This is a genomic window from Clostridium tetanomorphum (genome assembly GCF_017873215.1).
Classification (GTDB): domain Bacteria; phylum Bacillota; class Clostridia; order Clostridiales; family Clostridiaceae; genus Clostridium_AO; species Clostridium_AO tetanomorphum.
On record NZ_JAGGKA010000008.1, the window covers coordinates 93,325 to 119,393 of the forward strand.

24 protein-coding genes and 1 pseudogene are annotated in these 26,069 nt (G+C 32.2%); 24 read left to right on the plus strand and 1 reads right to left on the minus strand.

Features of this window, described 5'->3' with window-relative positions; translation table 11 throughout:
* Nucleotides 1–188 precede the first annotated feature (188 nt).
* From J2Z24_RS09695 to J2Z24_RS09750, 12 genes and pseudogenes are all read left to right on the plus strand, one after another.
* Nucleotides 189–1,079: an NUDIX hydrolase gene (locus tag J2Z24_RS09695; protein ID WP_035151271.1), complete on the plus strand. Its 891-nt coding sequence runs from the start codon at nt 189–191 to the stop codon at nt 1,077–1,079.
* An 18-nt stretch (nt 1,080–1,097) separates the two neighbouring features.
* Nucleotides 1,098–1,895, plus strand: a complete 798-nt coding sequence (locus J2Z24_RS09700) for a phosphoribosyltransferase family protein (RefSeq protein WP_035151273.1) — start codon at nt 1,098–1,100, stop codon at nt 1,893–1,895.
* Between the two features lie 14 nt (nt 1,896–1,909).
* Nucleotides 1,910–2,461, plus strand: a complete 552-nt coding sequence (locus tag J2Z24_RS09705) for a cysteine hydrolase family protein (protein ID WP_035151276.1) — start codon at nt 1,910–1,912, stop codon at nt 2,459–2,461.
* A complete protein-coding gene (locus J2Z24_RS09710) occupies nt 2,461–3,930 on the plus strand; it encodes a nicotinate phosphoribosyltransferase (RefSeq protein ID WP_035151280.1) in 1,470 nt (489 codons plus the stop codon). Before J2Z24_RS09705 ends, J2Z24_RS09710 begins: the two co-directional genes overlap by 1 nt.
* Before the next feature lie 58 nt (nt 3,931–3,988).
* Complete coding sequence (nadE, locus tag J2Z24_RS09715; protein WP_035151282.1) at nt 3,989–4,723, plus strand: NAD(+) synthase; 735 nt, start codon at nt 3,989–3,991, stop codon at nt 4,721–4,723.
* A gap of 520 nt (nt 4,724–5,243) precedes the next feature.
* Nucleotides 5,244–6,098, plus strand: a pseudogene (locus J2Z24_RS09720) (AraC family transcriptional regulator).
* A gap of 33 nt (nt 6,099–6,131) precedes the next feature.
* Complete coding sequence (locus J2Z24_RS09725) at nt 6,132–6,941, plus strand: alpha/beta hydrolase family protein (RefSeq protein WP_035151285.1); 810 nt, start codon at nt 6,132–6,134, stop codon at nt 6,939–6,941.
* 356 nt (nt 6,942–7,297) lie between these two features.
* Nucleotides 7,298–7,978 (plus strand): response regulator transcription factor, encoded by a 681-nt coding sequence (locus J2Z24_RS09730; RefSeq protein WP_035151291.1) that lies wholly within the window; start codon nt 7,298–7,300, stop codon nt 7,976–7,978.
* Nucleotides 7,978–8,898 (plus strand): sensor histidine kinase, encoded by a 921-nt coding sequence (locus tag J2Z24_RS09735; RefSeq protein ID WP_035151294.1) that lies wholly within the window; start codon nt 7,978–7,980, stop codon nt 8,896–8,898. Before J2Z24_RS09730 ends, J2Z24_RS09735 begins: the two co-directional genes overlap by 1 nt.
* Nucleotides 8,899–9,002: 104 nt before the next feature.
* Nucleotides 9,003–9,680 (plus strand): ABC transporter ATP-binding protein, encoded by a 678-nt coding sequence (locus J2Z24_RS09740; RefSeq protein WP_035151295.1) that lies wholly within the window; start codon nt 9,003–9,005, stop codon nt 9,678–9,680.
* Entirely contained in the window at nt 9,677–12,172 is a 2,496-nt protein-coding gene (locus J2Z24_RS09745; protein WP_035151298.1) for an ABC transporter permease, read from the plus strand. Before J2Z24_RS09740 ends, J2Z24_RS09745 begins: the two co-directional genes overlap by 4 nt.
* A 615-nt stretch (nt 12,173–12,787) precedes the next feature.
* The gene (locus J2Z24_RS09750; protein ID WP_035151301.1) at nt 12,788–13,297 is read left to right on the plus strand and encodes a GNAT family N-acetyltransferase; all 510 of its coding nucleotides are present in this window, start codon (nt 12,788–12,790) and stop codon (nt 13,295–13,297) included.
* A 228-nt stretch (nt 13,298–13,525) separates the two neighbouring features.
* Here the strand turns inward: J2Z24_RS09750 and J2Z24_RS09755 are convergent, their stop codons facing one another.
* Nucleotides 13,526–13,627 (minus strand): putative holin-like toxin, encoded by a 102-nt coding sequence (locus J2Z24_RS09755; protein WP_035151303.1) that lies wholly within the window; start codon nt 13,625–13,627, stop codon nt 13,526–13,528.
* 290 nt (nt 13,628–13,917) lie between these two features.
* Between J2Z24_RS09755 and J2Z24_RS09760 the strand changes: the two genes are divergently transcribed.
* The 12 genes from J2Z24_RS09760 to J2Z24_RS09815 all read left to right on the plus strand — a co-directional run bounded on the left by J2Z24_RS09760 (nt 13,918) and on the right by J2Z24_RS09815 (nt 26,069).
* Complete coding sequence (locus tag J2Z24_RS09760) at nt 13,918–14,133, plus strand: peptide deformylase (protein WP_035151306.1); 216 nt, start codon at nt 13,918–13,920, stop codon at nt 14,131–14,133.
* 183 nt (nt 14,134–14,316) lie between these two features.
* On the plus strand, nt 14,317–14,577 hold the full coding sequence (locus tag J2Z24_RS09765; RefSeq protein ID WP_035151309.1) for a hypothetical protein: 261 nt from the start codon (nt 14,317–14,319) through the stop codon (nt 14,575–14,577).
* A gap of 15 nt (nt 14,578–14,592) precedes the next feature.
* Complete coding sequence (locus tag J2Z24_RS09770) at nt 14,593–14,793, plus strand: hypothetical protein (protein ID WP_035151312.1); 201 nt, start codon at nt 14,593–14,595, stop codon at nt 14,791–14,793.
* A gap of 248 nt (nt 14,794–15,041) precedes the next feature.
* Nucleotides 15,042–16,856 carry an ABC transporter ATP-binding protein gene (locus tag J2Z24_RS09775; protein WP_035151314.1) on the plus strand — a complete coding sequence of 605 codons (1,815 nt, stop codon included), beginning with the start codon at nt 15,042–15,044 and terminating at the stop codon, nt 16,854–16,856.
* Between the two features lies 1 nt (nt 16,857).
* On the plus strand, nt 16,858–18,654 hold the full coding sequence (locus J2Z24_RS09780; RefSeq protein ID WP_035151316.1) for an ABC transporter ATP-binding protein: 1,797 nt from the start codon (nt 16,858–16,860) through the stop codon (nt 18,652–18,654).
* A gap of 324 nt (nt 18,655–18,978) precedes the next feature.
* A complete protein-coding gene (locus J2Z24_RS09785) occupies nt 18,979–19,143 on the plus strand; it encodes a hypothetical protein (RefSeq protein ID WP_173680125.1) in 165 nt (54 codons plus the stop codon).
* 1 nt (nt 19,144) lies between these two features.
* Nucleotides 19,145–19,708, plus strand: coding sequence for an ATPase (locus J2Z24_RS09790; RefSeq protein ID WP_035151320.1), 564 nt, complete (start codon nt 19,145–19,147; stop codon nt 19,706–19,708).
* A 270-nt stretch (nt 19,709–19,978) separates the two neighbouring features.
* Complete coding sequence (locus J2Z24_RS09795) at nt 19,979–21,457, plus strand: aminoacyl-histidine dipeptidase (RefSeq protein WP_372440079.1); 1,479 nt, start codon at nt 19,979–19,981, stop codon at nt 21,455–21,457.
* Between the two features lie 238 nt (nt 21,458–21,695).
* Nucleotides 21,696–23,612, plus strand: a complete 1,917-nt coding sequence (locus J2Z24_RS09800; RefSeq protein WP_035151325.1) for an OPT family oligopeptide transporter — start codon at nt 21,696–21,698, stop codon at nt 23,610–23,612.
* Entirely contained in the window at nt 23,602–23,952 is a 351-nt protein-coding gene (locus J2Z24_RS09805; protein WP_035151328.1) for a PqqD family peptide modification chaperone, read from the plus strand. The genes J2Z24_RS09800 and J2Z24_RS09805 overlap by 11 nt, the downstream gene beginning before the upstream one ends.
* A 300-nt stretch (nt 23,953–24,252) precedes the next feature.
* Nucleotides 24,253–25,251, plus strand: coding sequence for a cobalt transporter CbiM (gene cbiM / locus J2Z24_RS09810; protein ID WP_035151331.1), 999 nt, complete (start codon nt 24,253–24,255; stop codon nt 25,249–25,251).
* Between the two features lie 23 nt (nt 25,252–25,274).
* Nucleotides 25,275–26,069, plus strand: coding sequence for an energy-coupling factor transporter transmembrane component T (locus tag J2Z24_RS09815; protein ID WP_035151334.1), 795 nt, complete (start codon nt 25,275–25,277; stop codon nt 26,067–26,069).

A 26,069-nucleotide genomic window follows, 5' to 3' on the forward strand; every position in this document is an offset into this window, starting at 1 on the left:
AAAAATAGTAGCATCCAATTGCGAGTAGGGGCTACTATTTTTTTAACATTTTATCAATAAGTAACACTATAAATATTAGTAGTAATAGTAAAAATATTTATTGACATATGATGGAATAAGTTGTATTATAATAACATAATATCAAATTGATATTATCTAATTGAAACTAAGCCGAGGTGGAAAATAATATGGATAAGCATTTTATAGATAAGGAAGAAGAATTCTTAAAAAATTATGATGAGAATAATTATAAAAGACCAAGTGTTACAAATGATATTATAATATTTACAACTGATGATATAAAAGAAGATAATCTTAGGAAGGTGCCAAAAAAAGGCCTTCAGGTTATTTTAATTAAAAGAGATGATTATCCCTATATAGGAAAATGGGCATTGCCAGGTGGGTTTATTGGTATAGAAGAAGACTTAGAAGCTAGTGCTATGAGAAAGCTTAAGGAGAAGACAGGAATAGACAATGTTTATACAGAGCAGCTTTATACTTTTGGAGATGCTTACAGAGATAAAAGAACAAGGGTTATCAGTGTAGGGAATATTGCTTTAGTAGAAAAGAGTAGCATAAGATTCAAAGAAGTAGATTTCCAAAAGAAAAGTGAATGGTTTTGGATAGATAAAACTCTTGTTAGCTCTGAAAAGCAAGAACAATATACAGAAAACAAACATCTTTTGTCTCTTAAATCCATTGATGAAAAAATAATAATGAATTATGAAGTAACAGAGAAAATTGGAAGAGACATCTTTAGAAGAAAGGAAACAAGTTATAGATTATTAAATAATTCTACAGAGGAATTGGCTTTTGATCATTATAAGATATTAGATTATGGCATAGATAGATTAAGAAATAAAGTGGAGTATACACCAATTGCATTTAACCTTTTGCCAAGAGTATTTACTGTAAAGGAATTGCAGAATGTATATGAAGCAATAATGGGAAGAGAAATTTTAAATTTCAGAAGAAAGATGGGAGAAATGATTATAGAAACTGATGAAAAAATAGAGGGTAAACCCTTTAGACCAGCTAAGGTGTTTAAATTTAATGAAGATTGGGAGCATAATTTTTAAAGGTGAGGAGGGTACAAAATGATTTATTTTAATAATGAGAGAGTTGAGATTAAGAAATTTTCTAATGGCGAATCTCTTATTCATAGTGAAAATTTAAAGTTAAGAAATGATGATAATGAGATTAGAGTTTATTTTGAAAATGATGAGGATATAACTCAATTAATATTTTTAAAAAGTCATTTAGATGAATTAAAAGTAAAATGCAATTTAATACTTCCTTATATGCCTTATAGTAGAATGGACAGAACTGAGGGAATAGCAATTTTTACTTTGAAGCATCTTTGCAAACTAATTAATAGTTTAAAATTTGAAAGCGTAACAATTTATGAGCCGCATTCGGATGTATGTATTGCATTATTGGATAGGGTGAAGATAGTAAATATGTCAAAAATGCTAGCTGAGAGGCTGTTAAAAGAATTGAATAATGGAAAAGAAGAGATATATTTAGTTTATCCCGATGCAGGTGCAGCTAAAAGATATGGAAAAGAAATAGACTATGAAAAAATTCTTACTGCAAGCAAAGAACGAGACTTTAAAACGGGATTTATTAAGAAGCTAGAAATCAATGGAAATGTAGAAAGTAAAAGCTTTAAGGCTATTATAGTGGATGATTTATGTTCAAAGGGTGGTACTTTTATGCTTACAGCCTCTAAGTTAAAGGAAATAGGGGCAACGGAAATATATCTAGTAGTTACCCATTGTGAAAATACAGTTTTTCAAGGTGAGTTATTAACTAGTGATTTAATAACTGGGATATATACAACCAATAGTATTTTAAGCAAAGATCATGAAAAAATTAAGGTGTATGAAATTTAAAGGGAGGATTAATTATGAAAAAACTATTAGTAGTTATTGATTATCAAAATGACTTTGTAGATGGAACACTGGGATTTGAAAAAGCAAAGACATTAGAGCGACCTATATATGATAAGATTACTAAGTATTTACAACAGGGACATAAGGTGATATTTACCTATGATACTCACTGTGAAGAATATTTAAAAACCAGAGAAGGTAAAAACTTGCCTGTGTTACATTGTATTAAAGATACCAATGGTCATAAGCTATATGGAAAAATAAAAGATTTTTCAAGCTCAGAAAATACAATGCATTATGAAAAAAAAGGTTTTGGAATATGTCCAAAGGATATGCTTCAAATAGCCAATGAAGTAGGAGAAGATATTAAGGAAATTGAGATAGTTGGAGTTGTTACCAATATATGTGTAATTAGTAACGTGGTATTGTTTCAGTCCCAATACAGAGATGCTGACATTATAGTGGATGCAAGTCTTTGTGCTAGTTTTGATGATAAACTACATGAAAAGGCATTAGATGTAATGGAAGGTCTACAAGTAAAGGTAATCAATAGGGGGAAGTTATAATGATAAATCCATTATTGCTTGCAGATTTTTACAAAACAATTCATCATATGTGTTATGCACAAGGAATGACTAAATTAGTAAGTTACTGGACTCCAAGAATGTCTAGAAAAGAAAATATGAATAAAGTTGTTATGTTTGGACTACAACCTTTTATAAAGAAGTATTTAATTCAATACTTTAATGAAAACTTCTTCCAAAGGGATAAGGAAGCTGTGGTTTCGGAGTATAAAAGAATTATCTCCAAAACCATGGGAAATATTGCAGCTGATACAAAGCATATTGAAGCTTTACATGACTTAGGATATTTGCCAATACAAATTAAAGCTGTAGTAGAAGGCTTAAGAGTAAATATTAAAACACCAATGATTGAGATTACTAATACACATGCTGATTTTCCTTGGCTGGTGAATTATTTAGAAACCTTTATGAGCTGTAATATATGGCAACCAATGACAAGTGCCACTATTGCATATAGATACAGAGAAATAGTAGAAAAGTATTTTAATCTTACTGTAGAAAATGGGGATGTAAGAAAAGCTTGTGGAGATTTTAGTATGAGAGGTTTTAGTTCTGTGGAAAGTGCAGAACTTAGTGGTGCAGCACACTTGCTTTCATTTTTAGGAACAGCAACAATACCCGCTATTAGCTATTTAGAAAAATATTATAATTGCAATATAGAAGAGGAAATAGTTGGACTAGGAACACCTTCTACAGAGCACAGTGTAATGTGTAGCTACGGCGAAGATGAGTTTGCAGCCTATAAGAGATTAATAACTGAAGTGTTTCCAAGTGGAGTTTTGAGCATAGTATCTGATACCTATGATTATTGGAATTTTATAACAAATATACTTCCAACATTGAAGGAAGATATATTAAATAGAGATGGCAAAATTGTTATTAGAGGGGATAGTGGAGATCCAGTAAAAATAATTTGTGGAGATAAGGATGCAGCAAAAGATAGTGAGGAATATAAAGGAACTGTTGAACTACTTTGGGATATATTCGGAGGAGAAATCAATTCAAAAGGATATAAGGTTCTAAATAGTAAAATAGGGACGATTTATGGAGATAGTATAACTGTAGAAAGATGTGAACAGATTTGTAGAGGCTTGGAGGAAAAGGGATTTGCAGTAAATAACTGTGTGTTTGGAATAGGTTCATATACCTACCAATATAACACTAGAGATACTTTTGGATTTGCCCTAAAGGCTACTCATGCAGTAATAGATGGTGAGGAAAAGTTTATCTTTAAAGCTCCTAAAACAGATAAAGATAATTTTAAAAAGTCACAAAAGGGAATGTGTTATATATATAGAAAAGGACAAGACATTTTATATAAAGATGAATTAACTATAAAAGAACAAGCAGAATATAAGGATAATCTACTAGAAATTGTATTTAAGGATGGTAATTTGATAAAAGATTATTCATTATCAGAAATAAGAAGTAGGTTGCATGGCAGCTTCTAGTAACATTTTAGAATAAGGCAGGAGATTAATTTTGCCATTTTCACGGGAGGTATAAAAATTGAGAAAAGATTTTAATGCAAAAAAGGAATGTGAAAATATTATAAATTGGATTAAAGAATATTTTAAAGCTCAGCCTAATGCCAAGGGAGCTATTATTGGAATTAGCGGTGGAAAGGACAGCTTGGTAGCAGCTAAGTTATTATTTGAAGCTTTGGGAAAAGAAAGAGTGTTTGGAGTTTTAATGCCAAATGGTGAGCAAAAGGATATAGATGATAGCTTAAGAGTTGTAGATATTTTAGGAATTAATTATAAAATAGTTAATATAGAAAAAGCTTACAATGGATTATTAGAGGGGATTGGAGATGAAAATTTATCTATTGATGCTAAAATCAATATTCCTCCAAGAATTAGAATGACTACTTTGTATGCAATTGGCACTAATATGAACTTTAGGGTATGTGGTACAGGAAATAAATCAGAAGGATTTGTAGGATATACAACGAAATGGGGAGATAGCGCCTTTGACTTCAATCCTATAGGAGATTTAACTACTGAAGAGGTTGTAGCAGTGGGAGACTCTTTAGGCTTACCTTATGAATTGGTTCATAAAACTCCAAGTGATGGGCTAAGTGGAAAATCCGATGAGGAAAAATTAGGCTTTTCCTATGAGCAAGTTAATAAGTATATAGAAAATGGCAGCTGTGGGGATAAAGAAGTGGATAAGAAAATTAAGTTGAAGCACGAGTATAATGAACATAAGAGAAATTTGCCACCAAAGTATGAGAGAGGTTAAGATGAGAAGTTAACTGGTTGTTTTTTATAGGAGTTTTAAGAGGTTCGCCTTCACCATTGAAACCCACGATACATATGACCGTACTGGAATTCAGTGCGGTTTTTTAATACAAGTTTATTGACTTTTTCAAACTCATTTAATCACATAGTTAAGTTTTCTTCATTTCCTAATTTTATTTTAATTCTTATCAGAAACTTTTTCGATTTCTCTTGTACTATTTTTATTCTGGTATCATTGGTAATGAGTTATGCTAGAATAGCAAAACAATAAATCTAAATATATAAATGTCCTTTGATAATTCCAAATGACTTAAATGGTTTTTTAACATTTAAATATAATATTAAAATTATTTATTTCATGTAAGAGTGAAACTATAATTTTTATAGAAATTAAGTTAAAATGAAATTATGTTATTGCAACTTGGAAAAATACATAATTATAACCTGTCATTAAAAAGCATTTAAAGATAGGACAAATAAGCAAAGATTATTTATTATAGAAAGAGAGAGAAATAAGTTTTATGGATTGGCTTAATGCAATGAACAATGCAGTAGAATATATAGAGATTAACATTACCAAAAAGATTGATATTGAAGAGGTGGCGAAAATTGCATTATCATCTACATTTTACTTTTAGCGTATGTATCATATGATAACAGGTGTTACAGTAGCTGAGTATATAAGGAGAAGAAGGCTTACACTGGCTGTACAGGATATTATATCGGGGGAAAAGATTATTAATGTAGCATATAAGTATGGTTATGAAACCCCTGAAGCCTTTATAAAGGCTTTTGGAAAAATGTATGGAATAAGTCCCACTGCAGTCCGTGAATCAGGGGTAAATCTTAAGGCATATCCAAAATTATCTTTTCATATTTCAATAAAGGGAGATAAAGACATAAAATATAGGATTTTTGATAAAGAAAGTTTTACAGTAATAGGTAAACAAACAAGAGTAACTATGATGGATGAACAAAACTTTAGGGAGGTTCCTGAGTTTTGGCAGGAGTGCATGAAAGATGGTTCATACCAGTGGGTTTCCTCAAAAGCAGGTAAGCTTGGTGTTCTAGGTATATCTAAGGGTTTTGATAAATATAAATATGAATTTAATTATATGATAGGAATCGAGGAAATTCAAGGCCCTATTCCGAAAGGATATGTTTTAGAAGTCATACCAGCAGCAACTTGGGTTGCATTTGAAGCAGTAGGACCAGCACCAGAAGCTTTGCAGGATCTTCTTCGAAGGATATATTCAGAGTGGATGCCATCTATGGGATATCGACATGATTGTGCACCGGATCTTGAGATATTCCCTGTAGGAGATATGTTCTCTGAAAACTATAGATGTGAAATGTGGATTCCTATTGAGAAATAAATTGATATTAAGTTATTTAAGAGGAGAAATGATATGTTAAGTATTGAAGAAATTTTGAAAAAAGAGATAGTATACAGTATTAATAACATGGAAAATGTTAATATACAAAAAAATATAGAGTGTAAGATTACAGATAAAGAAAAACTACTAATGGATTTATACACTCCTTTTTGTAATGGTAAAAAAGAAAAGTTGCCTGTAGTGATTTTAGTACATGGAGAAGATGCGTCTATAAATTTCAAGGAGACTGGACAATATATTACTTACGGAAAATTAATAGTAGCTTATGGATTTAATGCAATAACTTTTAATCATAAAGTTTTATCCGAGGGTTTTAGTGTTGAAGAAGTTACGAATGATATAGATGTAGTTATTAATTATTTAATAGAAAATGCTGATGAGCTAAGTATAGATAAAGATAAAATTGCTATTTGGTGTTTTTCTGGAGGTGTTCCATTTGGTTTATATGTGGGTATGCATGATTACTTTAATTATATTAAATGCGTTATTGCTTATTATGGTTTTGGAGATTTCACATCCGCAAGAGAGCTTCTTAAGTTTAATATACAGGCTGAAGAGCTAGAGAAGTACTCACCAATAAATCTTATAAATAAAAATTCCAGTAAGATTCCTCCTTTATTTGTTGCAAGAGCAGGTCTTGACAGTCCAATAATTAATGAATCAATTGATAGGTTTATTTTAGAAGGATTAAAAAATAATTTAAATATTGATATTTACAATCATTCTACAGGTGGACATGGATTTGATTTATTTAATGATAACAATAGAACACATGAAATAATATCAGAATCATTAAGCTTTTTAAGAAAGCATTTAAAATAATATATGAACTAGCATTAAGGAATATATAATATATGGTGGGTTTTAAAGGTTGCGCTTCGCCTCCACCATTAAAAACCACCATATATTATATAATGAACGTACTGGATGGAGAAATCCAGTACGTTTTTTTGCGCAACGAATACCCATGGTTATACCAAGGGTTTAAAAAAGCTTATAGCTATGAGTAGAAATCTTCCCCAAAATGGAAAGTTTGCGGGGAACGAGTACAAAACTTTCTGTAGAAAATTGCATATGAGTATGGTACACTTTAGCCGTATGTGGTTAATTCTCAAAGATGTGGAAAAACCTAAAGATGGACAATATAAAGATAATTAGCCAAGGGGGGACAACCGTAAATGAAACGAATATTGATTGTTGAAGATGATTTGTCCTTAGCGAACGGCATAGCGCTGGCTTTAAAAGACAATGAATTTACCTTTGTACAGGCGCAGGATCTGCATTCTGCATGGCAAGAGACTGAAAACACGGTCTTTGACCTTATCATTCTGGACATCAATCTACCGGATGGGAATGGACTAGATTTTTTGCAAGAGTTACGCAGACGCTCTGCTGTTGTTCCAGTGATAATTCTTACCGCTAATGATCTGGAAACAGATGTGGTCACAGGCCTTGAACTGGGGGCGGACGATTATATCACTAAGCCCTTCAGTCTGATGATCCTAAGGGCGAGAGTGGGCGCCAGGCTTCGAAGCGCTGCACCTGTTATTGTGGATCCAATATTGATTAATGGCTTTCAATTCTTCTTTGCAAGAATGGAGTTTTTCAAAAATAGCATTCCCATTGAATTGAGCAAAACTGAACAAAAGCTGCTCCGTATTTTGGTTGAAAATAGGGGGCATACCATGACAAGAGCGCAATTGGTGGATGCCATCTGGACTGATGGCGCCGTATATGTAGACGAAAATGCCCTCTCAGTTACAGTTAAGCGTTTGCGTGATAAATTGGAAGACAACCCCTCTTCGCCTATATATATTAAAACAGTGTACGGCATTGGCTATACTTGGGCGGTGGTGTAATGGACAAGTGGTTTTTAATAATGGGAGTTGTCTTAGTCACTTCAATGGCCGCCATAATTTCCGTCATCTGTCTATATCGTAGAAGAATGCGGCGGCTTATGGATTCTTTGACTGCTATGCTGGATAGTGCTATAGACGGGGATTTTATCGAAAATACTTTTGACGAATCTGTTCTATCCGCTGTGGAAGCGAAAATGGCTCGCTTTTTATCCGCCTGTGCTGTGTCTTCTAAAAATCTGGCTGCAGAAAAGGAAAATATCCAGCGCCTAATCTCGGACATATCTCATCAAACCAAAACGCCTGTTGCGAACATTCTGCTTTACTCACAGATTCTTTCGGAGCATAAACTGAGATCGGACAGTGCTGTATGTGTAAAAGAGCTGTCTGATCAGGCTGAAAAACTGGATTTCCTAATGGTGGCCCTTGTGAAAGCTTCCCGTTTGGAAAGCGGGATTATTGCTATCAATCCGCAAAGAAACACTATAAGAGAGCTGCTTGATGCTGTTATTACCCAAATCCGGCCCAAAGCAGAAGAAAAAGAGATTACCATTGATACTGAATTGAGCGATGGCTCAGCCTATTACGATCCTAAATGGACGGTTGAAGCGGTGTATAATGTCCTTGATAATGCAGTGAAATATTCCCCTACACAAAGCACCATCAAAGTTTATGCCATATCCTATGAGTTGTTTTTTCGGATTGATGTCACAGATCAAGGTATTGGCATAGCGGAGGATGAGCAGGAAAAAATATTTACCCGTTTTTACCGTTCTGCTAAGGTCAGTGGATATGAGGGCGTGGGGCTTGGCTTATTCCTGGCACGGGAAATTATCTCTGGCGGAGGAGGGTATATCAAGGTCTCTGGAGCAAAGGGACGAGGTTCCACCTTTTCCATTTTCCTACCCACCGAGAAAAGGTAGATCTTTCAAAACTGATAGATTTCAGAAAGAATGTGGAAAGAATGTTCTGTTATTCTGTTTGTATAACAAAAGAATTTGATACAGATTTTTGGGAGGACGCTATGATGACCATATTAAAAACAACAAACTTAAAAAAATATTACGGCAGCGGTGAAATGGCTGTCCATGCACTGGATGGTGTGAATCTTTCAGTAGAAAACGGGGAATTTGTTGCAGTAATCGGAACATCGGGCAGTGGAAAATCCACGCTCCTTCACATGCTAGGCGGCCTTGATTGTCCCACTAGTGGAAGTGTGATGGTAGATGGTAAGGAAATTTTCAAGCTGAAAGAGGAAGAACTGACAATTTTTCGCCGCCGCAAAATTGGTTTTATATTCCAGAGTTTTAACCTTGTGCCTATGCTGAATATCTATGAAAACATTGTCCTGCCTATAGAGTTAGACGGTAACAAGCCGGACAAAAGATATGTAAAGCAGATTATTCAGACGCTGGGACTTGAAAGTAAATTGCAGAACTTTCCGAACCAACTTTCTGGTGGACAGCAGCAACGGGTAGCTATTGCAAGGGCATTGGCCACAAAACCGGCTATCGTACTGGCCGATGAGCCCACCGGTAATTTAGATAGCAAGACCAGTCAGGATGTGATAGGGCTTTTAAAAGTGACCGGGAAAAAGTTCAATCAGACCATTGTTATGATTACTCATAATGAGGAACTGGCACAGCTTGCAGACCGTATTATCCGTATTGAGGATGGAAAAATATCAGGTGGTGATGCGAGATGATTCGAGTAGGAAACAGAAAAATAATCCGCAAATTGGCAGTGAAGAACTTTCATGCTGCCAGAACACGCAACATCATCGCTGTGTTTGCAATTGCACTGACCGCACTTTTATTTACCAGCCTATTTACAATGGGATCTGGCATGATGAAAAGTATGCAGCTGGCCGATATGATTATGTCCGGAGGGGACGGACAAGCTTCTGTGAATTATATGACCGAATCAGAGTATCGCACCATAAGCAACCATTCTCTGATAAAGGAAATCGCCTATTGTCGCAAACTTGCCGACAGCGTGGATAATGACGCCCTTATCAAGCGGCATACAGAGTTTTGGTATTATGATGATCTTGGTTTGAAATATGCGTTTGTTGAGCCGACTAGTGGGCATAAGCCGCAAGCAGAAAATGAGATAATCACCGATACGACGACACTAGAGATGCTTGGTGTTCCACAAAAACTGGGCGCTCATATAAAATTAGACTTCACTGCCCACAATAAAAAAATTACACGTGATTTCGTGCTGGCCGGTTGGTGGAAAAGTTACCCAGGTGTGCAGACAGGGACGATTATCGCCTCTCAAGCTTATGTTAATGCTCATTTGGATGAATTGAAAAGCACCTACCGTGAGGACCGAGCAGAAACTGGAACCATCTCTGGAATTATAAAATTTGAAGGCACAGAAAACATTGAAAAAGACCTGAAGAAGGTAGTGGCAGATAGCGGATTTTCTATGGATTCAAATGCACAGAACTATATAAATACAGGAATTAATCCGCGATATTTGTCAAAAAGTACAACAATGGGGGTTGGAACGGCTGCTGCACTGTTCTGTGCATTGCTGTTATTTGTATTCACAGGATATCTGATTATCTATAACATATTTCAGATTTCCGTTTTGCGCGATATGTACTTTTATGGATTGCTGAAAACTATCGGCACCACAAGACGGCAACTTTATGCTATCATCCTGCGACAGGCATGGATGCTTTCACTGATTGGCATTCCATTGGGGCTTTGTGGCGGCTTTTTTGTGGGTAAGGCACTGCTGCCGGTGCTGATGGCGCAATCCAGCTTTAAGGGGGAGGCGGTGATTGTATCCCCCAATCCTTTCATCTTTGTAGTGGCCGCCATATTCGCACTAATTACCGTGTTTATCAGTACCCGAAAGCCGGCAAAAATGGCAGCAAAAGTATCTCCTATCGAAGCAGTTCGCTATACAGATGCCAATTTAAGCGATGGTAAGGAAGGAAAGAAAAAAGTTCAAAATGGAACTCCACAAAAAAGAATGGCATGGGCTAATTTTGGGCGAAATAAGAAACGTACTGTGCTGGTGATTCTAAGCCTTTCGCTGAGCATCGTACTGACCAATACGGTTTTTAATTTCTCACAGAGCGTGGATCCAGAGAATGCTCTCAAAAATGCCAGTACTTCGAATTTTCGCATCGGTCAGGCCAACCTATTTTTTCAGTACCAAGTCAATGCAAAAAGTGCGCTTAGCGAAAGTTTTATTAGCGCTGTAGAAAAACATGATGGATTTAAAACAGGTGGTCGCCAATATGGCTGTAAAGCCACATACACAAGCAAAACCACCAAGCAAACAGCCAACCAAAAACAGGATGGTTCATTTTCTACACATATATATGGTATGGATGAATTCCCATTTTTTCGTCTAAAATTAGTGGATGGTAAAATAGATACACAGAAACTTGCAACAGGGAAGTACATCCTAGAGGGGGTCTGGGTAGATTCCCGCGGTCATATGGATATGAGCAGTATGAATCATAGTATTGGAGATAAAGTGAAATTGAATTATAACGGTAATATTCATGAAGTAACTGTACTTGGCCATGTCATCGCAAACGAAGCAAATACTTATGACTGGATGGACTCCTGCTTCTTTCTTCCAGGGGATGTTTATAAAAAATTTACTGGCAATACCTATGCCATGAGCTATGTTTTTGATGCTACGCAAGATAAAGAAATTGACATGGAGCACTTTCTAAAACAGTATACGAACAGTGTTGAGCCAGCAATGAGTTATAAATCCAAGCTCACTACCTTAGCAGGTGTTACGGATATTAAGAATACCATCGTATCCATTGGCGGCACCATTGCATTCATTATTGGAATCATTGGTATTTTGAATTTTATCAATACCATTTTAACCAGTATCCTAATTCGCCACAGAGAACTGGCCATACTGCAAAGTATCGGCATGACTAGAAAGCAGCTTGTGGCAATGCTATGCATGGAGGGATGCTATTATGTCGCATTTACTGCGGTAATTTCTGTCTTGCTAAGCCTTGGAAGTTCACTATTTATTGTGCGCCCACTATGTGATCAGATTTGGTTTTTAAACTTCAAGTTTAATTTCTGGCCAATGGTAATCATCTTCCCCATATTATTTGTTCTAGGTGTTTTGATTCCCTATTTTGTCTATCGCTTTACGGGTAGACAAAGTGTTGTAGAACGATTAAGGATTGATGTGTTATAAAGGAGCTGGATTCAGGCACACAAGAAAAGGCTATTGGAGAATATCTAATAGCCCTATTTTAGCAAGAACACTATCTAACTAAATACCTTAAAGAACAAGGATTTATAACATCAACTGAAAAGTATTTATCATTAGGTAATTCTTATTGAACCGTACCATAAGTAATGAAATATTTACAAAATATGTTATAATGAAAGAGAAAAATAATTTTTAGGTAGTAGACAAATAGTAATTTGTCATGGTGATTGACATAATCAAAGACAAATGGTATTCTAATAAAAAAGTAAATAGTGTCATCGGAGGACAGTACACCGTAGTGTAGGGGATAGTAAGCGCACTGCTTGCAGGCCGCCTGTCAGATAAGATGTCGAGTGAGCTCGGTTATTACGTATATGTGTATATGTAATAACCGAGTATTTTTATTTTTAGGAGGTATGAAATGAATATTATATTAAAACAGACCAAGTAAGAGTAACTTACATATTTGACAGAACTTGAATAAATTTCATTTGATGTAAATAGTAAATATTTTAAAAATGGAATTCTTCTCACGTTCTCTGAAGAAGAGAGGGAATGTGGAGTGTTCGTATTTGAGAAACGAAAAGGGGTGTAATAATGGAATTATCGCTTGTAAAAATCAATGATAAAGACTTAATGCAATATAAGAAAGATATGCAGGAGGCCTTTCAAAAAGGGTTTGAAGATGTCTATGGCAAAACGGAAGATATTATTCTTCCTGAAAAGGATATCGACTGTTCCTTGAATGAAAAAGGCGCTATTGCATACAAAGCAGTTGTTGATGGGCAAATGATTGGTGGTGCTGTTGTAGTCATTGATAGCTTAACGCAACATAATCATCTTGATTTTCTCTATGTAAAATATGGCACTCAAACAAAAGGCATTGGTTATGCAATTTGGAGTGAAATTGAAAAATTGCATTGTGATACAAAGGTATGGGAAACTTGCACTCCATATTTTGAAAAAAGAAATATTCATTTTTATGTAAATAAATGCAAGTTTCATATAGTGGAATTTGAAAATAAATATAATCCAGCACCAGGTACATCCGAAGATTTTATTGGTGATGGAGGGGATGGAATGTTTGTGTTCCAAAAGAGTATGTAATTTACCAAATTCCAATTTATATTATTGAGATTAAAATTTTTAAATAAAAAAATTATATAGGTTTATTTTTTATAAAAATTTGATATAATATAAATAAGAAATGCAGAAAATAAAAAAGTAGAGTGCGTGAACACTCTACTAATTATAAAATACTAGTTGCTTAGGCAACTGGTATCGCTTAATTTTTAACTTGTAAAAATAGTAGCTTCCAATTGCGAGTCGGGGCTACTATTTTTTTGATATTTTATCTATAAGTAACACTATAAATGTTAATAGTGCCAATAAAAATAATCCACCAGTAAATAGTAACATTAAAACGTCATTAATCATTAAGTATCACCTCCCTTCATAAAAGAGGTAAGTGATACCAGTAGCCCACGATTAACTATTAAATTGTACTTTAGAATTATACCATAATTATGTAGAATATATACAGAAGAATAAAATGAAAAAACCTCATTTAGAATAGTTACGGAGAACCGTACCATAAATAATAATGAATTTACAAAATATGTTATAATAAAAGAGAAAAATAAGGTTAAAGTGACAAATAGAAATTTATAAAGGAGATAAAAATGAAAAATTTGTCATTGAGTTAAACATAAATTTCTTCCGGTTCAATGTATCATCATAAACAATTTGTAAAAAATTCTAAAAAATGCAGCTCGATCAGTGTCATTGATGATTTAATAGATACATTAAAAGCAAATCTTGAGAATTGTGTTGGATTGGCTGGTAATATGATTGGAGTAAAAAAGCGTATATTAGTATTTACTGGATTTATAGCACAAATAATTCAATATGAAATGGATCATTTTGAAGGTATAATAATCTAGCTGAATAATTAAAATATGAAGTAATTATTAGCCTAGAGGATATTGAGAACCATGTGAGTTTGATAAGTGAGGTTTTCCTCTGATCATTAATTAATAATGATTAGGTCTACTGTTATTTAGAAACATAGTATATACTTGATTAGAAGAGAAATAGGTATTTTAAAAAAGAAAGAGAGCGAAAAAATGGAAAAGTTTTTTAAAGCAATAGAGGAAAAGATAAGAAAGTCAGGATATCCTAGAGAAGTCAGTGGCGAAGAAATCTACGCTGAAATAAGTGATGAGGCCGAGAATCAAGAAGAAGGAAGTTACTTATTCATGAAGAAGCAAAATGATGATATCATGTTCGAATACAGAGTGGATATTTTAGAGGACAATATTAATTTAGCAACCCTCACGATACATACATCAGAGAGAAATTACTTTATTGATTTTGATGCTGAATAGATAGATGTATTGAGGATGAAGTATGTTACTGGTAAAATAAAATTTGATTTTAAGAATTTTTATGATTTTTTTAAATTAAGAAATAGTTTTGTTGATAATAACTATGGTGTGATTACACTGGAAGGAAACTTATTTCCAGTTAGAAAGCCTAGCGACACGTATAGAAATAATAATATTGAAGCAATAACAAAAATAAATTCTGAAATTTTTGCATAAATTTAAAGACAAATTCCAATTTGCTAAAAAGAGAGATGGTGAAAATTAATGATGCATACATTAGATTTTTTAGCATCTGTTTGGAAGTCAAAGGATATAAAAGAAGAATTATTAAATAGTATTATTTGTTAAAAAATATATAAATTACAAAAGATAACAGCTTTCTATGATAAAATATAAATATCATAGGAGGCTGTTTTGTTATGGAAAAAAGAATATTTTTAAATATATAGAGAGGGAGAAAATTAATGAAAAATAGTAAGAGAAGTGTTACGGCTAATATTGAGTTTTTAGTTAAGAAGGTTTGGAAATGGGACAAAAAATTATTTTTTTACTTTGGATTATATACAATAGTAACAGCTATAGTTCCATTTATAAATATATTTGCACTGAAGTTTTTACTGGATGAATTAATGGGAGCTAATAGGGGGGAACGGTTAATTACTATATTATTAAGTTATGTTATTATATCTGCTGCATTAAATTATTTTAATGCATATTTAGAGGGGGCTTATGCTCCTAGATTAACAGATATAGGATTTAGATTTAGTAATCTTATGAATGAAAAGTGTATGAATATGGATTTTAAATATACTGAAGATACTAAAACCTTAAATGATATAGAAACTGCATACAGAGCTGTAAGTGGTACTCTTGTTGGTATTGAAGGAGTGCTTCGTAAGCTTTTTGGATTATTTGGTTCAGGCATTACATTCCTCGGATATATAACTATTGTAGTTAACTTAAGTCCATGGATTCTATTATATTTGATAGATAATGTAGTTACTATTTACTATTTGACTATTAGAGTGAAGAAATATGAGTATAGAAAAAAAGATGATATTTCAGAATTAAAAAGAAAAAGCGATTATATTTATGATATTATGTCTAATTTTGCTTATGGCAAGGATGTAAGAATTTTTAATTTAAGTAAACGTATAGCTAACAAATTTCAATACATTAACATGGAGCTAGTTAAAATTCAGAAGGATATTAAATATAAAGATTTTAAGGTAATGTTAGTGGATACTTTTCTTCTCCTTATTAGAGAGGGCGGAATATATGCTTACTTAATTTACAAGGTATTATATGATGACATGAGTATAGGAAATTTCACACTGTACTTTGCTATAATTGGGGGATTTGCAGCTTGGATGCAAAAGATTTTGGAGGATATAGCTCATATAAATGCTCAGAATTTATATATAAACGACTATAGAAACTTCTTGGAAACTGATTTAAAAATAGAGAATTCCAATTACGTAGATATTCCTAAAGAAGAGAATTACGAAATAGAATTTAAAAATGTATCCTTTAAATATCCAAGTAGTGAAGGATATATTTATAAAAATCTTTCCTTAAAAATAAATAAGGGTCAGAGATTAGCTATAGTAGGAGTTAATGGAGCAGGAAAAACCACTTTTGTTAAATTGCTAACTAGATTATATGAGCCTACAGAGGGTGAAATATTACTAAATGGGATAAAAATTTCAAAGTTTTCTAAGGATGAGTATTATAAGTTATTTTCAGTAGTATTCCAAGAAATAAAAATGTTTGCCTTTTCTATAGCTGAAAATATAGCTCTTAAGGATACAGATAAAATAGATAGGGAAAAGGTAGTTAAGAGTATTCATAGGGCTGGAATGAAAGAAAAAATTGATTCTTTAGAAAAGGGAATAGATACATCCTTACTTAAAATATTAGATTCCACTGGTATAGAACTTTCAGGAGGAGAAAATCAGAAGCTAGCACTTGCAAGAGGATTGTACAAAGATGGACCTATTGTAATTTTAGATGAACCTACAGCAGCCTTAGATTCTATTGCAGAATACAATATTTATAAAAGCTTTAATGATATGATTGGTAGTAAAACAGCACTTTTTATATCTCATAGATTAGCCAGTACACAGTTTTGTGATGTTATAGCTTTTTTTGAGGATGGAGAAATAAAGGAATATGGAACGCATAATGAACTTTTAAATAAAAATGGAAAATATGCAGAGATGTTTAATGTACAAGCATCTTATTATAAAGATGTAAGTTTAGCATCGGAGGGGGTATAGCATGAACAAAGAAAAGATTTTAGGATTAAAAAAAGATTTTAGTACTGCTGTACATTTTCTAAAGTTAACTTACAGAATTTCAAAGTCATATATTCCTGTCCTAATTATATCCTGCATATTTAAGGCGTTACCCCCTTTTGTTAATATAATAATGCCTAAATTTATTATAGATGAATTAACTAATCAAAAGAGAGTAGAGATAATTATACCACTGGTATTCATAATTGTAGTTGGAAATTTCATATTGAATTTATTTAATAGATGGTTGGATACTATACTAGATATAAAAAACATGGAAATTTCCAATGAGTTTAATTTATTAACTGGAAGAAAAATAATGAACATGGACTTTGAAAAAATAGAGGATCCTGAAGTTTTAGATTTGAAGGAAAAGGCTATATATCTTATTAATAATCAAAATGTTATAGAGAGAATGATAAGTGAAACAACGAAAATATTTACACATATTATAACTATAATAGGGCTTATGACAGTAATTGCAACTTTAAATTTATATATTGTTTTATTTACACTTTGTGTAGTAGTGGCAAATTCTTTTATGTATAAAAAATCTCAGGAAGCACGTTTCGGAATATATAAAGTATTAATTCCACTAAATAGAATTAGTCAATATTTTGATGAAGTAATTAAAGATTTTTCTAGTGGTAAAGATATAAGATTATACCATATAAGTCCTTTAATTATGAAAAAATATGAAGAATATAATAAAGATTCATTAAATGAATTTAGTAAGATGTTTAAAATTGTATGGAAATATAATGGATTTAATAAGATAAATCTTCAAATTCAGATGGCAGTTATTTATGCGTATATGACTTATAAGGTGTTTACAAAATCTGTAGGCATAGGTTCATTTACAATGTATGCATCCTCAGCTATTAATTTTAGTATCACAATATCTGATTTTAGTACTGCGATTATTTCCTTAAGGCAGATGTGTAAATTATTAGAACCATATATGGAATTTGAACAAATTAAATCTAAAAATGTAGAGGGAACTAAGAAGACTGGGAATATAAGTGAATTTAATATAGAATTCAAAAATATATCCTTTAAATATCCACGGAACAAAGAATATACCTTGAAAAATGTATCTATTGCCATTAAAGACGGAGAAAAACTATTAGTGGTAGGACTAAATGGGGCAGGAAAAACTACTTTTATAAAATTACTTACAAGACTTTATGAACCTACAGAAGGGGAAATTTTATTAAATGGTGTAAACATAAAAGAGTATGATTATAAGGAATATATGAAACTATTGTCTGTAGTATTTCAAGATTTTAAGCTTATGGCATTTAGTATAAAAGAAAATATAGCTCTTAATGATTATGAAAGTTCAAAAGATGAGGATATTGAAAGAACTCTTAGAGAGGCAGGACTTGAAAAGGATATATTGAATCTACCAAAAGGGATAAGCACTAATATATATAAAACCTTTGAGGAAGATGGTATAGAGTTCTCAGGAGGTCAGTCTCAAAAGATAGCTATTTCAAGAGCAATTTATAAGAATGCACCAATAGTAGTTTTAGACGAACCAACAGCAGCGTTAGATCCTATTGCTGAGTTTGAGATATATAGTAGATTTAGGAATTTAATAGGGGAAAAAACAGCTATATATATATCACATAGATTATCAAGCTGTAAGTTATGCGATAAAATAGCCATATTTCATAATGGTAAGATTATTCAATATGGAACTCACGATGAATTAATAAAAGAGAAGGGGAGCCAATACGAAAGTATGTATATGGCTCAGGCACAGTATTACGTTTAGATGATGGAAAAGTATATATAAATTATTGGTATTATGTAATAATGATTATTCTATATCGTTAATAATACCATTTGAGATTATGCCTGAAAATCTATTGAAGTAGATGTAAAGGAGCCGGAATTAATAAGAAATGATACTTAAAGTTGAATAGAGAGCTTTAAGTATCATTTTTTTAAGTTATGATGGAATTTAAAAAGTGAAAGTAGTACTATATTAAAAAGATTTTGATAAGGTATTAAATTTAGCTATGTATAGATTATTAGAATAGGATATAATATAAATAATAAGAAAGAAAAATACTTTTGCTGAGAGGGAGGTATATTAATGGATGATTACAATAAGAAATTGTATGATGTATTTTTGAATTATTCATATAGTGATTTGATGGATTTGTTTAGAAAAGCAAAAACTAAAGAAGAACAGGATTTTTATGTTATGCTTTCAAATTTAGTGTTAAAGAGAGAAGCGAAAAAGGTTATAGGTAAGTAATATGGCAACATATACAATATTTGCTGGTGTTAATGGAGCAGGTAAAACTTCAATATATCAATCAACTTATTATGAGCAGAATAAAAATGAAAAAAGAATAAATACTGATGAAATGGTGGCAAGAATAGGTTCTTGGAAAGATAGTAATTTACAAATGAAGTGCGCAAGGGAAGCTGTTAAATTGATAAAAACTTATATTTCAGAGGAAGTATCTTTTAATCAAGAAACGACACTGAGTGGTAGAAGTATTATTAATAACATTAAAAAAGCAAAGCAAAATGGATACACAATTATTGTGAATTATATAGGTGTTGAGAGTGCAGAAATTGCTAAACAAAGAGTAGACTTAAGGGTTAAAAAAGGTGGACATGGAATTGAACATAAGGATATAGAAAGAAGATATGTTGATTCATTAGAAAATTTAGTTAACATTATACCAATATGTGATGAAATTAATGTTTATGATAATACTGATATATTTAAGTTGATAGCTTGTATAAGAAATGGGCAATTAATTTGGAATGATGAAGAATTGCCAGAGTGGATAAAGCAAATAGTAAAATAATAAATAATCGGTGGATTTTAAAGGTAACGCTTCGCCTACACCAATGAAATCCACGAATACATATGACCGTATCAGAGAATTCTGATATGGTTTTTTAATTTATTGATAAAGTGATATTATAAATATGCAAGACTAAGCGTTTTAATGTTTAATTATATAGAAATATGAAAAATACGTAAAATTATATATGTTGATTTTTATTTTAGTTTGTGGTAAATATAGCTATAGGGATATTTACAATTTTTGGAATATTTCTATAAAAAATATAAAATGAGAAGGGTGGTAATAACAATGAAAGAAGTACTTAAAGATGTACAACCAGTTGAAGTATTTAAATACTTTGAAGAGCTATCACAGATTCCAAGAGGGTCTGGGAATGAAAAAGGGATTAGCGACTATTTAGTATCCTTTGCTAAGGATCATAATCTAGAATATGTGCAGGACTCCGCATTAAATGTTGTTATAAAAAAGAAAGCAACATCTGGATATGAAAACAGTCCTGCTATTGTTTTGCAAGGTCATATGGATATGGTGTGTGAAAAAAATATAGGTATAGAGCATGATTTTACTAAGGATCCGCTAAAGTTAAGAATAATTGATGACATGATATATGCAACTGGCACAACTTTGGGAGCAGATAATGGAATTGCGGTTGCAATGGGACTAGCAATTTTGGCTTCTAATGAATATCAACATCCGGCAATAGAATTGCTTGTTACCACTTCAGAAGAAACAGGAATGGATGGAGCAATCGCATTAGAACCTAAAAATATAGAAGGAAGAACAATTATTAACATAGACTCCGAAGTAGAAGGTACGCTATTAGTCAGCTGTGCTGGTGGAGTTACAGTTAAAACAACAATTCCTGCAGCATGGGAAGAAATAGATGTAAACCTTGTTCCATATATAATTAGAATAAGAGGTTTAAAAGGTGGACATTCTGGAATGGAAATAGATAAAGAAAGGGGTAACTCAAATAAATTAATGGGTCGTATACTTATGTCTATTTTATCTGAAATAGATTTTAGACTCAGTTCATTAAACGGTGGATCTAAGCACAATGCTATTCCACGTGAGACAGATGCTGTTATCTTAGTAAGAGCTGAGGATAAAGCTTTAGTTGAGCAAAAAATATCTGAGTGTGAAGAATTATTTAAAACTGAATTGAGAACACCAGATCCTGACGTAAGAGTAGAATTTGAAGTTTTACCTACCTTGCCTCAAGAAATGCTTTCAAAAGAATCAACTAATAATGTAGTTAACTACTTATACTTAGTTATAAATGGGGTAACTTCCGTGAGCATGGATATTAAGGGTTTAGTACAAAGCTCCTTGAATCTTGGAATAATTTTTACTCATAAAGATTCGGTAGAATTCATAACCTCAATCAGAAGTTCCGTTAGAAGCTTAAAGAACGAATTATATAATAGATTGGCTGTAACGGCTAAACTGAATGGCGGAAGTATTGTTGCCGAATCTGGTTACCCTGAATGGGCATATAATCCTGATTCAAAAATAAGAACAATTTTTGAAGATGTATATGAAAAAATGTACAAAAAGAAACCTCATATAACTGCAATTCATGCTGGGCTTGAGTGCGGACTGTTTGCAGAAAAATTTGGTGAAATAGATGCTATTTCTTTTGGACCAAATCTATATGATGTTCATACTCCAAATGAACATATGAGTATTTCTTCAGTTCAGAGGACCTGGGAATACTTATTGGAAGTATTGAAGAATGTAAAATAAGGCACATTTAAAAAATAAATCTAGGCTATTTTGAATTGTTATTTATTTTAATGTTCCTAATTAAATGTTTGGACCAAAGATTTTGATCTTTGGTCCTTATAATTTATTATTCTAATTAGTAGCCTCATTGCAATTAAATAAGTAAAAAAAACTTATATTTAAAAATATTTTAAAAATGGTATATTTCAATGGTAAATATATTATAATATGTATATAAAATACATTAGGGGGATATATGGTGAATAAAAAGTTATCTAAATATGCATATGGTGGTGTAGCTGGTAAAGACTACGTACCTTATGTTTCTAGTGGTTCTAAATCTGGTGGAAACGTTGTCGTATTGATAATTGGTATCATCTTAGCTGCTTTGTTCGCAGCATCTACTGCCTATTCAGGTATGAAATCAGGTCTTACAGTTGCGGCTGGTATACCTGGTTCTATACTAGGTTCCGGTCTTATAGCTATATTTTCTAAACAAAAAAGTATTCTTGGCAAAAATTTAATTCAAGGTATGTCAAGTGGTGCAGAATCTGTTGCTAGTGGTATAATATTTGTTTTACCAGCAATTCTATTAATAGGTTCTAAAGTTACTTTCTTAGAAGGTTTTGCTGTTGGTATAGGTGGAGTTTTATTCGGTATAGGAGTAGCTTCCCTTGTACACAATTACTTGATGGTTGAAGAACATGGTAAATTAATGTACCCTGAGTCAATGGCTATAGCTGAAACCCTTGTTGCTTCAGAAGGTGCTGGAGAATCAATAAAGTACATGGGAATTGGTTTTGGAATAGGTGGTATTATAACTGTTATAACTAGTTCATTTTTAAATGTAGCTAACAACGTTATAAGTTATGTAAATGAAACCTTCTACAAGTGGAAATTTGAAATTGAAGTAAATCCTTTATTATTAGGTATAGGATATATAGTTGGATTAGAGGTTTCTTTAACTATGTTTGCTGGTTCTATATTATCCAACTTCTGTATTATGCCTTTAATAGGTTACTTCGCTGATATTGGACAAGACGGTGCAGTTGTATGGAATAGTCCTAATGTTGCTATAAACGCTATGCAGGTTAAACATATAGCTGGTAGTTATGTAAAATATATCGGTGCTGGAGTGATGCTTTCTGGTGGTTTAATAGGTGCTATAAAGCTTATACCTACAATAGTATCTTCCATAAAAGAAACTATTAATGCTAAGTCTTCAAATAGTGGTGAGGGTTCATCTGCTGGAAACATAGTATTACTTAGTGGTATAGTAATATGTTTCATAGGCGGTTTCTTGATATCTGGTGGTAATATATTAATGGCAATAGCTGCTTCTATTTTATCATTATTCTTATCATTACTATTTGTTATAGTTGCTGGTCGTTTAACTGGTACTATAGGAACTTCAAACCTTCCTGTATCTGGTATGACTATAGCTTCTATAGTTGTTGTAACATTATTATTCGTTGCAATGGGATGGAAAAATCCTGAAAGCAACAAATCATTACTTTTATTTGGTACATTTATAGTTACTGCTATAGCTATGGCTGGTGGTTATTCTCAATCACAAAAAGTTACTTTCGTAATAGGTGGTGACAAAAATGAAATGCAAAAATACTTTGCTATAGCTGGTATAGTTGGTGTTACAGTAGTTGTTGGTACTATATTATTACTTTCTAACCAACTTGCAATGACTGGTGATAACGTTCCATTTGCACTACCTCAAGCTAACTTGATGTCAACATTAACTGCTGGTATAATGTCAGGTAAATTACCTTGGGTTATGATAATTGCTGGTGCTGTTATGGGAGTTGTTTTGTTCTTATTAAAACTTCCTGTAATGACAGTTGCTATAGGATTCTATTTACCAATATCTACAACTTCTATAATACTATTAGGTGCATTAGTTCGCTTATTTGTAGAAAGAACTTCTAAATCTGAAAAAGAAAAAGAAGTTAAAATTTCTAATGGTATAAGTTTATCATCCGGACTTGTTGCTGGTGGATCTATAATAGGACTTATAGGCATAATACTTAGATTAAGATTTTTCAAGGATTATGCACCAAATGGATTTGCTGCTACTAATGGAATGGCATTTTTAATATTAATAGTTCTTGTAATAGCTACTATAGTACCTATAATGAACAGTAAGGTGAAAGATGGTGAATGATAACGAAGAGGTTTTAAGTATAATATTTAAAGTCTCTGATAGCTTAGAATATGAAGTAGATAAGGACAATATTGTGACAATACTTGAAAAGCAAGATCACAAAATCCAAAAATTCTTTAGAAAACTTAAATTTAGAATTCCAGAATATAAAAGAATTTCTATGGATCAATATGGAAGTTATGTGTTTTTGCAAATAAATGGAAAGAAAACTGTAAAAGATATTGGAGAAAATCTAGAAGCAAAGTATGGTGATAAAACTCACCCACTTTATGAAAGATTATTGTTGTTCTTAAACCATATCGACGTTAATTGTCACTATATAGAAAAAATAAATTTCTAATACAAAAGATGGCACTACATTGTAGTTGCCATCTTTATTCAGTAACAAACTCCATAGGCTATACTTAGAAATGGCAGCTTAAAAAGTTTATTGAAGAAAAGATAAAAACAAGATTTGGAAAATAAGTAAATATTTGCAAATTAAAAAACGTATGGTATTATAAGCTTGTATGCTACGAGAGTATACATTTCATTTTAATAAACACATTATTTTTGATTAATAACCACGAAGGTTGATTGCTGTAGGCAGTTATCAATTTTTGTGGTCTTATTTTTGTTAAATTTTAGAGGAGGGGATAAAATGCATATTCCAGAAAATTATTTAAGTCCAGCTACCTGTGCTGTAATGGGAGCTGTAATGATTCCAATTTGGACAAAGTCAATTAAAAAGGTAAAAAGTGAGGTTAGTAAAAAGAAAATGCCACTTATGGGAATAGGGGCATCACTTTCGTTTTTAACAATGATGTTTAATGTTCCCTTACCTGGAGGAACAACTGGTCATGCTGTTGGGGGAACATTATTAGCTATTCTTTTAGGACCTGAATCAGCTTGTATTTCTATAACTATTGCACTTCTAATTCAAGCTCTATTATTTGGTGATGGTGGTGTTTTAGCTTTTGGAGCAAATTGTTTTAATATGGCATTGGTTATTCCATTTGCAGGATATTATATTTATAAGTTTTTGAAAGAAACAATCAAGGGAGAAAAAGGAGAATATATTTCAACTTTTATTGCTTCATACTTAGCTTTAAACGCGGGTGCTTTATGTGCTTCAATAGAGTTTGGTATACAGCCATTGTTATTTAAAGATGCATTAGGAATGCCACTATATTGTCCATATCCATTATCAATCTCAATCCCTTCAATGCTTGTTCCACACCTTGCAGTTGCAGGTGTTATAGAAGCAATTATTACACTTGGGGTATTGGGTTTTGTAAAGAAAGTTTCACCTGATATTATATACGAAGACTCTACTGCGAAAAGGAAACCTATATATGTTTTAATAATTGCATTAATATGCTTATCTCCCATTGGTTTATTAGCATCAGGTACAGCTTGGGGAGAATGGGGAGCTGATGAGATAAGTTCTGTGACTACAGGTGGTAAAGCATTAGGATTTATACCTAAAGGTATGGAAAATGGATTTAGCCTTAGTGCATTAATGCCAGATTATTCAGTTGAAGGACTACCAGATTATTTTGGGTATATTTTATCAGCAGTTGCAGGAGTTGCCATACTTTTAATAGTATTTAGAATGATAGCAAGTATGAGAAAAGATATCAAGAGTGTGAACAGATAACCTGAAAAGAGAGGATGTTATAAATGCCAGAATGGCTTTTAAAAAAAGATAACTATATACCTCAAAAAGATAAGGATGCTTTTATTAATAAGAGCATCCTATCTATGTTTGAGGTACTTACAAGATTTAGATTACAAACAGAATATAGAGCTAATAAACTTGGGATTAATGCAGTACTTAAACTTATTACAACATTTGTGTTAATTATTTTTGTTTCTTTGACTAAGAGCTTTACTTTTGTTTTAATTAGTAATGTATTTTTGCTTGTATTAATTAATTTTTTAAGTATTAATGAAATAAAATATATATTGAAAGTTAGTTTCGTAGTAGCAATATTTACTTTAATTATTCTATTACCATCAGTTTTTTTGGGATACGGTAATAATGCTTTAATGATTACTTTAAAGGTTTTAGTTTCCGTTGCATCAGTTAATATATTAGCTTGCACAACCCAATGGAATGACCTAATAAGAGCTTTAAAAGTATTTCATGTGCCTGACATGTTTATTTTTGTACTTGATATAACAATAAAGTATATCATGGTATTAGGAGAGTTTTCATTAAGTATGGTTTATGCACTTAAATTAAGATCTGTTGGTAAAAGTGATAATAAGAGTGCATCTCTTTCAGGAATAGTGGGAACGATGTTCATAAAGTCAAAGGAAGCAGCAGAAGAAATGTATGGAGCAATGGAATGCAGAGGGTATACAGGTGAATATAAAGTATATAACAAATTTAAATTTAGATTAGCTGATTATATCTGTATCTTAGCTAATGTATTATTTATAATAACATATTTTTATTTTGATAGGGTGTGA